The following is a 13100-nucleotide window of genomic DNA, read 5'->3' on the forward strand; positions in this document are numbered from 1 at the left end:
TCAAGCTTGCGTTTGCAGCGCCGCTTCCAGCAGCGGCTTGGCCCAGTCCGGCGTTCGCCGCAGGGCTTCGACGTCCTGCGCCGTGGGCCAGCGCAGGCGGCCTGCCTGCATGTCGAGCAGCAAAAGCGGGTCGGGCACGGTGCCGTCAGGGGCCGCCTCGGCGCTGTTGTCGTACACGCGCAATTGCGCCAAATGCGGCATGAGCTGCAGCAGGTTTTCCCGCGAACGCAGGAAGCGGGCGCGGATCATGGCTTCGGGTATGGCATGCCCGCCTGCCGCAACGCGCGCCTGCACGCGGGCGATGTGCAGTTCGGGCGAGGTCAGTCCGCAGTACCACATCAGCACATCGTGGGTGCGCGCGGCGCGTTGAATCGTCGCGGTCATGGTGTTGCCGCCCAGGGTGGTTTCAAGCGCATGGTTGCGCGCCTCGGCAAGGGCTGCCTCGATGCGGCGCATGCCTTCCTGCCAGGCCATGCCGTTGGCCGTCAACTGGTCGCAGCCGGTTTGTTCCACCCAATCGCGTGCAAAGGCGTCGGGGTTGAACCAGTTCAACCCCGCGCGCTGCAGCAAGTGGCCGCCCACTGAACTCTTGCCCGCGCCGTTCACGCCGGCAAGAACGTACAGGACCGGGCGCGTCATCAACCACCGCGCGGGGCGACCTTGAGCTTGCCGCCCAAGGTCGCCGGGCCACCCAGCACGGCACGCAGGCGCTCAGCCGCATCGTCTGCCTGCAAGGCCGACAGGCGCGCATCGAAGCGCTGCCGCAGCGCGTCCAGTTCGGCTTCGGTTTTGGCCGCGCCCTGCTGCGCGCTGCGCTGCAGGGCGGTGTAAGCCTCGGTGGACAGGATGACGGCCTCGGGTGTGTTGTGGTTGGTCACCACCACGGCCCCCTCGCGCTGCAGGGTGCGCATCATGCCGCGCCAGCCGAGTTTTTTCACGTCAGACGCTGGCGCGTGTGGCAACTGCATCAACTCGCTCAAGGCGTGCATGGAGAATCTCCCAGGCTTTGGATACAGGCAATTTTACCCTTTTGACCCAAATTAGCCTTTTTCCATCATCAGCGTTACGTCATCATCTCCGCCGCCGGGTAGCCCCAAGACCAGGGTCGCATCTCGGGGACGCATGAGGCTTGCGCGCAGCAAGGCGTATCGTTATGATTTTTTGGGAATATCGAGCGGCCATCATGGCCCCATGCGCTTGCGCCATCCACCCGAGCTGCCACCATGCCTTCATCCGATCCATCCACCCCCATCCCCAAGGTTCGCCTGGAAATCAAGCAGGGCACGGCCATCGGGCCGGGCAAGGCGAAGTTGCTGGAGGCGCTGGCGCGCACCGGTTCCATCTCGGCGGCGGCGCGCGACATGGACATGAGCTACCGCCGCGCCTGGCTGCTGGCCAGCAGCTTGAACCGCGCGTTCAAGGAGCCGCTGGTGGAGGCGAGCAAGGGCGGCAGCGGCGGCGGCGGGGCGCTGCTCACGCCCCTGGGGTACGAGGTGCTGCGGCGTTACCGGCGCCTGGAGCAAAAGGCCATGCGCGCCATCGAGGCCGATATGCGGGTGTTCAACACCCTGTTGCGCGAAGGCGGCGAGGCGCCGACCGATGTGTTTGCCGACGACTTGGCCGGTGCACTCGACACCGGGCATCAGGGCGCGGCCTCGTCGCCAGCCGGCAACCCTGTTGAAGCCCCGGCCGGCACCATGGTGGACGCCACGGTCGACGCGCCCGTCACAACCACGGCACGTCCCCGCGGCCGGCCGCGCAAGGCGGGTGGCACGGCAAGGTGAATCCGGCGGCGCCGTCTGGGCGTAGTGCTGATGGAGTGCCGCCCGATCAGCGGAACTGGCCAACCCATCCATGCCCCTTCCAACCACCGATTCCCCATGATCGCCGCCGCCCCGCGCCGTTCGCTCAAACATCTCTTCCTGCTCTGCCTGACCCCCTGGCCGCCTGCTCGCCGGTGGCGATGATCAACCGCCTCACATCGACCGACACCTACGTCTGCCGTGGCGACATTGCCTATGGCCCGGCACCACGCGAGCCGCTGGACGTCTACCAGCCCATCGCCGGCGCCCGCAACCCGCCGCCAGCTACCCGGTGGAGGTGTTCTTTCTTCTACGGTGGCTCGTGGAACAGCGGCAACCGCGCGATGTACAAATTCGTCGGCGAGGCGCTGGTGGCGCGCGGCATCGTCACCGTCATTGCCGAACCGGCGGCACGTTGAATCGGCCCTGTTACATTTTGCGTAACTTGCTTGCCGATTCCGCTTTCGATATATTCCGTCGCATACGTTGAATCGTAAGCTCTGGCCTCCAGCCGCTTCAGCTGCTTCGGGCAAGAGATTGCCTTTCCTTGCCTTCCCCTCACTGAAACCGATGGAGCCGACGATGCGCCGACACACCCTGATGTCCCTTTGCCTTGCTGCCGCCCTGGCTGCTGCAATGCCGATGACCATGCCCGCCGCACGAGCGGCCGAGCCGGTACTGGCCGTGGCTTACGCCGGTTCCATGGGCGCGTTGATGGACAAGGGCCTGGGCCCGGCCATCGCCAAACAGGCGCAGGTGCAGTACCAGGGCCAAGGCGCGGGCGCCTTCGGCCTGGCGCACCTCATCGCGGCCAAACAGATCAACCCCGATGTATTCGTCTCCATCACGCCCGGCCCCATCGAAATCCTGCAAAAAGCCGGACTGATCGGCACGGCGGTGCCGGTGGCCAGCACCCAGATGGTCATTGCCTACAGCGACAAGAGCCGCTTCGCCAAAGACTTCGAGGCAGCTGCCGCGGGCAAAATGCCCTGGTACGAGGTACTGGAAAAACCCGGCGTGAAGTTCGGTCGCACCGACCCCGCCACCGACCCGCAAGGCCGCAACATCGTCTTCACCATGCTGCTGGCCGAGAAGTATTACAAGCAGCCGGGGCTGGCCGACAAAATCCTGGGCGGGGTGCAGAACCATCAGCAAATCTTCACCGAGCCCTCGCTGCTGTCGCGCCTGGAAGCGGGCCAGCTCGACGCCACCTCGGGTTATCTCAGCGCCGTGATCTCGCACAAACTTCCCTACATCAAGCTGCCGGAACAGATCAACCTCAGCGACCCGACGCAGATCGCTGACTGGTACAGCAAGGTGCGCTTCAGCATCAAGCTGCCCAATGGCAAGACCGACAACTTGTCCACCCAGCCGCTGGTGTTCTACGCCGCGGTGCTGAACAACGCGCCCAACCCGAAAGCGGGCGAAGCCTTCGTCAAGCTCATGACCAGCGCCGCAGGCCAGAAGATGTTCAAGGACTACGGCTACAGCGCGCCCAAGGGTGGCGACTTGCAATAAAGCTGCCTAGCCCGTTGCGAGCGCCCGCGGCGAGCGCCGATAGGCGGCGGGCGACAATGACGGCCTTGCGCCGCTGCTGTCGCCCGCCCGCCGCTTCGTTTGAACCATGCCGATCACCCCGCTGGATTCCGCCGCCACTGCCCACTTGCCGCCACACCTGCCGCTGCATCAGCCGTCACAGGTGCAGGCGCGGCGTGCCTGGGTGGTGGCGGTGTTCGGCCTGGCCGGGCTGGCCTTCCTCAGCCTGCCGTTCGTCGGCCTGTTCATCAGCACGCCGTGGAGCGCCTTGCATTTGCAACAGGGCGATCTCGGTTCGCTGGGGGTGTCGGTGGTCTACACCCTGGTCGCGCTGGCCATCGTCGTCGCGTTCGGCACGCCGGTGGCCTGGTGGCTGGCGCGGCACGAGTTTCGCGGCAAGTGGGTGATGGAACTGCTGGTGTTGCTGCCCCTGCTCACTCCGCCGCTGGCGATGGGCCTGCTGCTGTCGATGAGCTATGGGCCGTACAGCTGGATTGGCCAGCCGCTGGGCCATCTGGGCTTGAGCCTGACCAACACGCCACAGGCCTTCCTGCTGGCGCAGGTGTATGGCAGCGCGCCGTATTTCATCGTCGCCGCGCGTTCGGCGTTCGAGGGCGTGCCGCGCGAGCTGGAGCAAATCTCGCTCACCCTCGGGCAATCGCCCTGGCGCACGTTCTGGCGCATCACCGTGCCGCTGGCGGGCCTGGGCCTGGGGGCGGGCGTGGCGCTGGCCTGGGTACGCGCCTTGGGTGAATTCGGCATCGTGCTCATCGTCGCCTACTACCCGCAAGGCATTCCGGTGAAGCTCTGGGTGAACCTGCAAGACACCGGACTGTCGGCCGTCTATCCGCTGTTGTGGCTGTTCTTTCTCATCGGCCTGCCGCTGCCGCTGCTGATGGGCGCACTGTCGCGCCGGCCGTATGCGCGAGGGTGAGCCCATGCCCATGCGTGCCGGCCAGGGGGCGATGCAGATACGCGCTTCGATTCGCCAGCCCATCGTGCTCGATGCCGACTTCACGGTGCGCGGCTTCACCGTCCTGCTGGGCGCCAGCGGCGAAGGCAAGAGCACCGTGCTCAAGGCCATCGCCGGGCTGGTGCCGGCGCGCACCACGCCGTTCGACGGCTTGCCGCCGCAGCGCCGCCCGGTGGGCTATCTGCCCCAAGGCCATGCCTTGTTCCCGCATTTGCGCGCCTGGGAAAACGTGGCCTACGCCCTGGGCGGCAGCCTGCCCGCGCAACACCATGCGGCGTGCGAGCTGCTGGCCGCCGTGGGCCTGGCGGCGCAGGCCGATCTGCGCCCGGCGCAGCTCTCCGGCGGACAGCAGCAGCGCGTGGCGCTGGCGCGGGCCTTGGCGCGCAAGCCGCAAATCCTGCTGCTGGACGAGCCCACCTCGGCGCTCGACGCCAGCACCCGCGACGACGTCATGGCCGAGCTGGTGTCGCGCATGCACCGCTTGTCCATCCCCGCGCTGGCCGCCACGCACGACGCCCATCTCGCCGCCATGGCGGACTGGATGGTGCTGCTCGCCGGGCGCCGCGTGGTGCAGCAAGGCACGCCGCGCGAGGTCTTCGCCCGGCCGCAAAGCATCCAGGCAGCGGCGCTGCTCGGCTACCGCAACCGCTTCAGCGCCACCGTGCTCAAGCACGAGCCGCAATGCGCCTGCACCCTGCTGCGCTGGGACGAAGCAGCGCTCACCCTGCGGGTGCCGCAACGCACGCAACTCGCGCCCGGCAGCAAGGTGGACTGGGTGGTGTCGGCCGACGATGTGCGGCTGCCGCCCATCAAGCAGCAGGAGCTGCGCCCCAGCGAGAACCCGGTGCTCGGCCGCGTCGAACACCTCATGGTGCGCGGCGCCGACACCACCGCCGCCTTGCGTTGCGGCGACGCTCTGCTGTGGCTGCGCGCGCCTTACCGCCTCGCCGACCATCACGCCCTGAGCCTCGGCCAGGAACTCACGGTGGACATCCGCGCCGCCCATTTGCAAGCGTGGCCCCGCGACTGAGGCGGCCCCGTCCGCGAAAATTCCCCGGTCCAGAACAGGGAGCGCGGCATGGGCAAGAACCGACTCGAAGCCTTCAGCGACGGCGTCATCGCCATCATGGTGCTGGATCTGAAGGTGCCGCACGGCGTGGTGCTGCTGTTGGCCGCGCTGGCCTACTGGCTGCTGCAGCGAACCATCATCGCCGCCGGCTCCACCACACTGGGCAACGCCATCGGGCGCGACTGGAAGGGCAAGCTCCCGCCGCCGCTGGACGTGCTCGGCATCGCCCTCTCGCCATGGTCGCCCGCGCTGCGCAGGCGGTGTATGTGGCCGCGGCGCCGATGTGGCTGGTGCCCGACCGGCGCATCGAAAAGGCGCTGGCAGGCGCGGCGGACTGAGCTGGCGCTAGGCAGTGGCCTGCAGCCGCACCAGCGCTGCAATCAGCCGCTCCACGTCCTCCACCGTATGCGCGGCCGACAGGCTGATGCGCAGGCGCGCGGTGCCGGGCGGCACGGTGGGCGGGCGGATGGCGGGCACCCACAGGCCGTCGCGCCACAGCGCCGCCATGGCCTCCAACGTGGCGGCGTTGTCGCCAATCAGGATGGGCTGAATGGCGGTGCTGGACGCGCCCAGGGTCCAGCCGGCCGGCAAGTGCGCTGCGCTCGATTGCAGCCGTGCCGCCAGGGTCCGCAGGCGTTCGCGCCGCCAGCTCTCGGCGGCAATCAGCTTCAGGCTGGCGCGCAGGGTCTCGGCGATGAGGGCGGGCGCGGCGGTGGCGAAGATGTAGCTGCGCGCGCGCTGCATGATCCACTCGACCACCGCATCGTCGCCGGCGACGAAGGCGCCCGCCACGCCCGCGGCCTTGCCCAGCGTGGCCATGTAGACGAGGTGCGGGCTGCGCAGGCCCAGGTGCGCCGCCGTGCCGCGCCCCTCGGGGCCGAGCACGCCGAAGCCATGGGCGTCGTCGATCAGCAGCAGGGCGTCATGGCGCTCGCACAGCGCCAGCATGGCGCGCAGCGGGGCGAGGTCGCCGTCCATGCTGAACACGGCGTCGGTCAGCACCAGCTTGCGGCGGGCGCGGCTTGCCGCCAGCAACTTGTCCAAGGCATCGACATCGGCATGGGCGTACACCTGCACTTCGGCGCGGCTCAACCTTGCGCCGTCGATCAGGCAGGCGTGGTTCAGCGCATCGGAAAACACCGCGTCGCCGCGCTCCACCAGCGCCGGAACGATGCCCACATTGGCCGGGAAACCCGCGTAGAAATACAGCGCACGCGGCAAGCCGACGAAGGCCGCAAGCTCCTGCTCCAGCGCCTCGTGCGCGCCGCTGTGGCCGCAGACCAGCGGCGACGCCGTGGCCCCCACGCCCCAGCGCGCCGCGGCGTTTTGCGCCGCCTCGATCAGCGCCGGGTGCTGCGCCAGGCCGAGGTAATCGTTGCCGCAGAACGCCAGCATGGCACGGCCGCCCACCGTCAGATGCGCGCCGTCGTATTGCGTCACCACACGGCGTTTGCGGCGCAGGTGCGCGGCGTCGAGGGCGTCGAGGTCGGCGGAGAAATCAGGTGCCATGGTGGCTTGACAATGTAAGAGAGCAGGAATTCACGCATGGCGTGGGCTCAAAAACGGGGGAATGGAGTGTCGAATTCGGCACGACTTCCCGCAGGCTACCGCGAACAGAATAGGGATCGATCCGCGTAAAAATCAGGATTTACCATAATTTTCTACGTGTATTCAAAGAACTAATGCGATGTATGTCCAGCGTAGTCTGCGTCCGCGTGGGGGCGGTAATCAACGGGACGGCGCCGCTCCAGACCCATTAATCCAGTCATTGATCCCAGTGTGCCAGCGCAGCATCGGGTTGCCAGAAATTTCGGTACTGGCCGCTTGCCGGTTTCCCTTGGTCGTTGAATAGCGGATGCATGGCGGGTGCTGAGTTTTGGATTTGAAACTGTTCCGCAAAAACTGCCCAGCGTTTCCCCTCAGGTCGGCAACTCCAGGAAACTCGCAGCTTGCGCGGCATCGGGCTCCGCCATGTGGGGGATCACGCCCAGGCAGGGCGCGCGCAGGCGGCTGCGCAGGGTGGTGAGGTTGTCGTCGGCGCGCAGCATGTCGGGGTCGATCTGGTTGCCGACCCAGCCGGCGAAATGCAGGCCGCGCGTGGCGATGGCTTCCTGCGTCAGCAGCGCGTGGTTCAGGCAGCCGAGCTTGAGCCCCACCACCAGCACCACCGGCAGGCGCAGCAGGCGGGCGAGATCGCCGCCGTCGGCGGTGTCGGACAGCGGCACCAGCAGGCCGCCCACGCCCTCGACAACCACGGCGTCGGCCATCGTCCGCAACCGCGCCACGCTGCTGGCGATGCGATGCAGGTCGATGACCTTGCCCTCGGCCCGGGCCGCCAGATGGGGCGACACCGGCTCGGCCAGGGCATAGGGGTTGTCGAGTTCGGCAGGCACGGGCACATTGCTGGCGGCGCGCAGCGCGCGCACATCGGCATTCACGCCGGAAGGCTCCAGGCCCGCCGCCACCGGCTTGGCGCCGACCACGCGCGGAAATTTCGCGCGCAGCTTGTGCAGCAGCGCGCAGGCCACCAGGGTCTTGCCGATTTCGGTGTCGGTGCCGGCGATGAACCAGGCGGGGGCAGGGCGGTCGTTCATCGCGGTTCTTGTCCGTTGTGCCATGGGGTGGGGCGATGGATGCCGGGGAGCGCATCCCCCCGCGGTGCCGGATGGCAAGCTCGCCGCTTCATGGCAGCGCAGCTTGTGGCGTGACTGCGGTGCCGTCGTGCAGGGGGCTCGGTGTTGGCGCGCGCGATTCCATCGGCACCGCATCCAGCGCCCCCAGTGCGGCGTCGCGCAAGTGCATGGCGGCGGCCTCGTCGATGACGTAAGGCGGCATGAAATACAGCGTGTTGCCGATGGGGCGCAACAGCGCACCCCGTGCCAGCGCCGCGGCGGCGTAGCGGCGGGCGAAGTCGGCCGGGGCGTCCGTCACGTCCCAGGCCCAGATCAGGCCGATGTGCCGCGCATGCGCCAGGCGCGGATGGGCGTGCAGCGGGGCGAAGATGGCGTCGAGCCGCGCGGCCAGGTCGCGGTTGGCGGCGAGGCGGGCGTCGTCGAGAAGCTCCAGCGTCGCCAGCGCCGCGCTGCAGGCCAGCGGGTTGCCGGTGTAGGAATGCGAATGCAGAAAGCCGCGCGCGACATCGTCGTCATAGAACGCGGCGTACACCGTGTCGGTGGTGAGCACCACCGACAGCGGCAGGTAGCCCCCGGTCAGGCCCTTGCTCAGGCAGAGGAAGTCGGGCCGCACGTTCGCTTGCTCGCTGGCAAGAAAACGGCCGCTGCGCCCCATGCCCACGGCAATTTCATCGGCCACCAGATGCACCTCGTATTGCGTGCACAGCTCGCGCGCACGGGCGAGGTAGGCGGGCGGGTAGAACACGAAACCGGCAGCGCATTGCACCAGCGGTTCAACGATGAGCGCGGCGGTGCGCTCGGCATGCTCCTGCAGGTGCTGCTCCAGCGCGGCGGCACAATGCGCCACCCACTCGGCTTCGCTTAGTTGCGCAGGCTTGCGGCGCATGTCGGGTACCGGCACGGTGGCGGCCACGCGCACCAGCGGCGCGTAGCTCTGGCGGAACAGCGGCACGTCGGTCACGGCCAGCGCGCCCACGGTTTCGCCGTGGTAGCCGCCAGCCAGGCCGATGAACTGGTTCTTCTGCGGCCGGCCGCCATTGCGCCAGTAATGCGCGCTCATCTTCAGCGCGATCTCGGTGGCGCTGGCGCCGTCGCTGCCGTAATGCGCGTGGCCCAGGCCGGTGCGCGCAAGCAGGCGCTCCGACAACTCCACCACCGGCGCGTGCGTCAGGCCGGCGAGCATCACATGCTCGATGCGGTCCATCTGCGCCGCAATCGCCGTCTTGATCTGCGGCTGGTTGTGGCCGAACACATTCACCCACCAGGAACTCACCGCATCCAGAATGCGCCTGCCCTGCGCGTCGATCAGCCACACCCCTTCCCCCCGCACGATTTCCAGCGGCGGCGCACCCTCGTGCCGCTTCATCTGCGTGCAGGGATGCCAGACGGCTTGCACGCTGCGTGAGGCCAGGTCGATCGCAGAGATGGTCTTGGAGAGAGGTTGCATCGAGGGTTTGCGTCTGGGCAAAGGCATCATCATAGAAAGTAGAAAGCATGACCAGGAGGATGCAGCGGCGACCGCCTTGCCAGACAGTTCCTGGATTGGGGCGCCTTGGTGCCCGCCCCGCATCCTGCTGGTCGAGTGGGAGGCGCTGTCGAACCCGGGCGACGCCACTGACCGGGGGGTTCGCTATCAGGGATATACCGGATGAAAGATCCGATTAAATGTTTCAATATTCGACAATCAGTAACCAAATACACCGGAAGGGCTTCCGCATACTCTGGTTTGTATTTTCTGCTGATGGCCTAAGTCACTGTGATCAATAAACCCCGAGGAAAGCAATGAAACAACGCCGAGATTTTCTCAAGGCGGCCGGTGCGGCGGGTGCCGGCCTGACGCTACCAGCCTGGGCCCAGGCGGCCGGTCTGTTCGATATTCCAACCCCCCAGCTCCCGAGCGGTGACGTGGCGGAATCCGTTCTGCACGCCCTGCCCGGCAAGAGGCCGCTGATCAAACGCACCTATCGGCCCGCCAATTATGAAACGCCGGTGGAGTATTTCAACGAGGCCCTGACGCCGAATGATGCCTTTTTCGTGCGCTGGCATCTGGCCGACATCCCCCAGGCGCCGGACGAAAACAGCTGGAAACTCAAGATTGGCGGGGATGCCGCGAATACCCCGGTGGAGTTTTCCATGCAGGATTTGAAAACCCAGTTCGAACAGGTCGAACTGGTCGCGCTGTGCCTGTGTTCGGGCAACCGGCGCGGCTTTTTCGAGCCCCATGTGCCAGGTGTGGAATGGAGTTACGGCGCCATGGGCAATGCGCGCTGGAAGGGGGTGCGCCTGAAGGACGTGCTGGCCAAGGCTGGAGTGAAGCATGAGGCCATCGAAGTGTCCTTGAACGGCGCCGACAAGGGGGCGCTGGACAAGACGCCGGACTTCATCAAGAGCCTGCCGGTATGGAAGGCGCTGGATGACAACACCATCCTGGCCTGGGAGATGAACGGCCAGCCCCTGCCGGTGCACAACGGCTATCCGCTGCGCCTGGTGGTGCCGGGCTGGACGGCAACTTACTGGGTCAAGATGATCGATGAAATCCAGGTCGTTTCCAAACCGTGGAGCGGGTTCTGGATGAACCCGGCCTACCGCGTGCCGCTGGGCAAGTTCCCGGCCATCGATCGTTTCGTCTCGCAGGAAAGCCCGGGCGGCACCAACACCCCGATCACCAGCATCGTGGTCAATTCCCTGTTCACCAACATCCAGCCCGGGGCGAAGCTGGCCGCCGGACGCACGCACGAGCTCAAGGGCATCGCGTGGGACGACGGCCGCGGCATCGTGCTGGTGGAGGTGTCGGAAGACGGCGGCCGCAGCTGGCGCGACGCCCGGCTCGGGCAGGACCTGGGCAAATACTCCTGGCGCCAGTTCAGCTATCCCTACACCCCGCGCAAAAAAGGGGCGGCCAGCGTGATGGCGCGCGCCACCAACGCGGCCGGCGGCACCCAGACCTTCAGCCTGATCTGGAACCCTGCCGGCTACAACCACAACGTGGTGCAGAAGGTCGACCTGCACATTGCCTGAGGAATGAAGCGATGAAACTCCGACACATGATTGCCGTTCCCGGCCTGCTGCTGGCCTGCCTCGGCGCGGCCGCGGCCGACGAATCGCGCGTGCAACTCGCCCCCGGCGCCGGCAAGGACCTGGTGGCCGCCAATTGCGTGATGTGCCACAGCCTGGACTACATCCGGATGAATTCGCCCTTCCTCGATGAAAAGGGCTGGACCGCCACAATGAACAAGATGGTCAAAGTCATGGGCGCCCCGATCAAGGAGGAGGACCAGAAAGCCATCATCGCCTATCTGGTGGCGCAGTACGGGAAGAAGTGATCCGCTTCGCGCCGCTGACGCAGCAAACCTGTTGCGCCAATGCAGCTATGGGCGAGTGGGGTTTGCGGTGAGGCGGGCACAGTGCTCCAATGAAAGGAGCCGGTCGAGTGCCGGCCCTTTTTTTGACGCGTCATGTGGAATCTCACCGGCCCCATCCAGCACATCAGCAACTACCACGCTGAGCTCACGCGCGTCCGACGTGACCTGCATGCCCATCCCGAACTCGGTTTCGCGGAGCATCGCACGGCGCAATTCGTCGCGACTGAACTGAGCCGCTATGGCGTGGACGAGGTCCACACCGGCGTCGGCCGCACTGGAGTGGTCGGCGTGATCCGGGGGCGCCTGGACGCGAAACCCTGCCCGGATGTGCCCGAGGGCGCAGCCGCCGAGTCCTGCGTGCGCGCCGTCGGCCTGCGGGCCGACATGGACGCCCTGCCCATCAAGGAAGACAACGACTTTCCCTGGCGCTCCAGCAAGGGCGGGGTGATGCACGCCTGCGGCCACGACGGCCACACCGCCATGCTGCTGGGCGCGGCGCGCTACCTGGCCGCCACGCGCAACTTCGCCGGCACCGTGCACTGCATCTTCCAGCCCGGCGAGGAGGGCCTGGGCGGGGCCAAGGCGATGATGGACGACGGCCTGTTCGAGCGCTTCCCGACCGACTGGGTGTTCAGCATGCACAACTGGCCGGCCTTGCCACCCGGGCGCATCGGCCTCACACCCGGGCCGATGATGGCGGCGGCCGACCGCATCACCATCAAGGTCACCGCCGAAGGCGGGCACGGCGCGCACCCCTATATGACCATCGACCCGGTGCTGGTGTCGGCCCACATCATCACCGCGGTGCAGAGCATCGTCGCCCGCAACGTCAACCCGCTCGACGAAGCCGTGGTCAGCATTTGCGCCATGCAGGGCGGCGACCTGTCTGCCATGAGCGTGATTCCGCGCCAGGTCACTCTGGTGGGCACGGTGCGCACCTTTCGCGCCGAGGTGCAGGCGCTGGTGGAAAAGCGCCTCGGCCGCATCGTGCAATCAGTCGCGCAGGCCTTCGGCGCCAGTGCCGAGTTGCACTACGAACGCATCTACCCCGCCACCATCAACACGCCGCAAGTCGCGCATTACGCCGCCGAAGTGGCCGCCGAGTTGGTGGGCGACGCCGCCGTGGTGCGCGACCTGCCACCCAGCATGGGCGCCGAAGACTTCGCCTTCATGCTGCAGGCCCGGCCTGGCGCCTACCTGCGGCTGGGCCAGGGCTGCGAGGCCGGCGGCTTCCTGCACACCCCGCGCTACGACTTCAACGACGCGGTGCTGCCGCTCGGCGCCGCGCTCTATGCCCGCCTGGCGGAACGGGCCTTGAGCCAAGTGGCGGGGACGATGCTGTGATCATGCTTGCGGTTCACTGCCACAGCCTTTAGGCTGCGCCGAATCAGTCCGGGGAATTTCCCTGCGGCAAGCTGCACCTGACCCAAAGGAAACACCATGAGCTTGATCGGTTTTCTCATCATCGGCATCATCGCCGGCTGGTTGGCAGGAAAAATCACCAAAGGCAGCGGCTTTGGCCTCCTGGGCGACTTGGTGGTCGGCGTCGTTGGCGCCTTCCTCGGCGGCTTTCTCTTCCGCCTGCTGGGCTTGTTCCCCGGCGGCGGCATCCTCCCCAGCCTCATCGTCGCCACCTTGGGTGCCATCGTGCTGCTGTTCCTGATCCGGCTGGTCAAGCGCGCCTGAACACCCTTGCGGGTGACGGTTCGCGTCACCCGCAGACCA

The 13100-nt window shown here is 67.0% G+C and carries 14 protein-coding genes; 9 read left to right on the forward strand and 5 right to left on the reverse strand.

What is annotated here, in order from left to right:
• Positions 1-639: an AAA family ATPase gene (locus ACYCUK_RS09785; RefSeq protein WP_461594587.1), complete on the reverse strand. Its 639-nt coding sequence runs from the start codon at positions 637-639 to the stop codon at positions 1-3.
• Positions 639-989, reverse strand: a complete 351-nt coding sequence (locus tag ACYCUK_RS09790) for a hypothetical protein (protein WP_461594588.1) — start codon at positions 987-989, stop codon at positions 639-641. Before ACYCUK_RS09790 ends, ACYCUK_RS09785 begins: the two co-directional genes overlap by 1 nt.
• Positions 990-1223: 234 nt before the next feature.
• Between ACYCUK_RS09790 and ACYCUK_RS09795 the strand changes: the two genes are divergently transcribed.
• From ACYCUK_RS09795 to ACYCUK_RS09815, 5 genes are all read left to right on the forward strand, one after another.
• On the forward strand, positions 1224-1784 hold the full coding sequence (locus tag ACYCUK_RS09795) for a winged helix-turn-helix domain-containing protein (protein ID WP_461594589.1): 561 nt from the start codon (positions 1224-1226) through the stop codon (positions 1782-1784).
• Between the two features lie 179 nt (positions 1785-1963).
• On the forward strand, positions 1964-2221 hold the full coding sequence (locus ACYCUK_RS09800) for a hypothetical protein (protein ID WP_461594590.1): 258 nt from the start codon (positions 1964-1966) through the stop codon (positions 2219-2221).
• Positions 2222-2384: 163 nt separating this feature from the next.
• On the forward strand, positions 2385-3320 hold the full coding sequence (locus tag ACYCUK_RS09805) for an extracellular solute-binding protein (protein ID WP_461594591.1): 936 nt from the start codon (positions 2385-2387) through the stop codon (positions 3318-3320).
• A 106-nt stretch (positions 3321-3426) separates the two neighbouring features.
• The gene (locus ACYCUK_RS09810) at positions 3427-4272 is read left to right on the forward strand and encodes an ABC transporter permease subunit (protein ID WP_461594592.1); all 846 of its coding nucleotides are present in this window, start codon (positions 3427-3429) and stop codon (positions 4270-4272) included.
• Positions 4273-4276: 4 nt separating this feature from the next.
• Complete coding sequence (locus tag ACYCUK_RS09815) at positions 4277-5341, forward strand: ABC transporter ATP-binding protein (RefSeq protein ID WP_461594593.1); 1065 nt, start codon at positions 4277-4279, stop codon at positions 5339-5341.
• Between the two features lie 384 nt (positions 5342-5725).
• Here the strand turns inward: ACYCUK_RS09815 and bioF are convergent, their stop codons facing one another.
• From bioF to bioA, 3 genes are all read right to left on the reverse strand, one after another.
• On the reverse strand, positions 5726-6889 hold the full coding sequence (gene bioF / locus ACYCUK_RS09820; RefSeq protein WP_461594594.1) for an 8-amino-7-oxononanoate synthase: 1164 nt from the start codon (positions 6887-6889) through the stop codon (positions 5726-5728).
• 410 nt (positions 6890-7299) lie between these two features.
• Positions 7300-7974 (reverse strand): dethiobiotin synthase, encoded by a 675-nt coding sequence (gene bioD, locus ACYCUK_RS09825; RefSeq protein ID WP_461594595.1) that lies wholly within the window; start codon positions 7972-7974, stop codon positions 7300-7302.
• Between the two features lie 88 nt (positions 7975-8062).
• Positions 8063-9460: an adenosylmethionine--8-amino-7-oxononanoate transaminase gene (gene bioA, locus ACYCUK_RS09830; RefSeq protein ID WP_461594596.1), complete on the reverse strand. Its 1398-nt coding sequence runs from the start codon at positions 9458-9460 to the stop codon at positions 8063-8065.
• A 335-nt stretch (positions 9461-9795) separates the two neighbouring features.
• Between bioA and ACYCUK_RS09835 the strand changes: the two genes are divergently transcribed.
• From ACYCUK_RS09835 to ACYCUK_RS09850, 4 genes are all read left to right on the forward strand, one after another.
• Positions 9796-11031 (forward strand): molybdopterin-dependent oxidoreductase, encoded by a 1236-nt coding sequence (locus tag ACYCUK_RS09835; protein ID WP_461594597.1) that lies wholly within the window; start codon positions 9796-9798, stop codon positions 11029-11031.
• 11 nt (positions 11032-11042) lie between these two features.
• Entirely contained in the window at positions 11043-11336 is a 294-nt protein-coding gene (locus tag ACYCUK_RS09840) for a c-type cytochrome (RefSeq protein WP_233224681.1), read from the forward strand.
• A gap of 132 nt (positions 11337-11468) precedes the next feature.
• Positions 11469-12719, forward strand: coding sequence for a M20 aminoacylase family protein (locus ACYCUK_RS09845; RefSeq protein WP_461594598.1), 1251 nt, complete (start codon positions 11469-11471; stop codon positions 12717-12719).
• 96 nt (positions 12720-12815) lie between these two features.
• Complete coding sequence (locus ACYCUK_RS09850; protein ID WP_112487897.1) at positions 12816-13061, forward strand: GlsB/YeaQ/YmgE family stress response membrane protein; 246 nt, start codon at positions 12816-12818, stop codon at positions 13059-13061.
• The last annotated feature ends 39 nt before the right edge of the window (positions 13062-13100 follow it).

The organism is Thiomonas sp. (assembly GCF_054608695.1).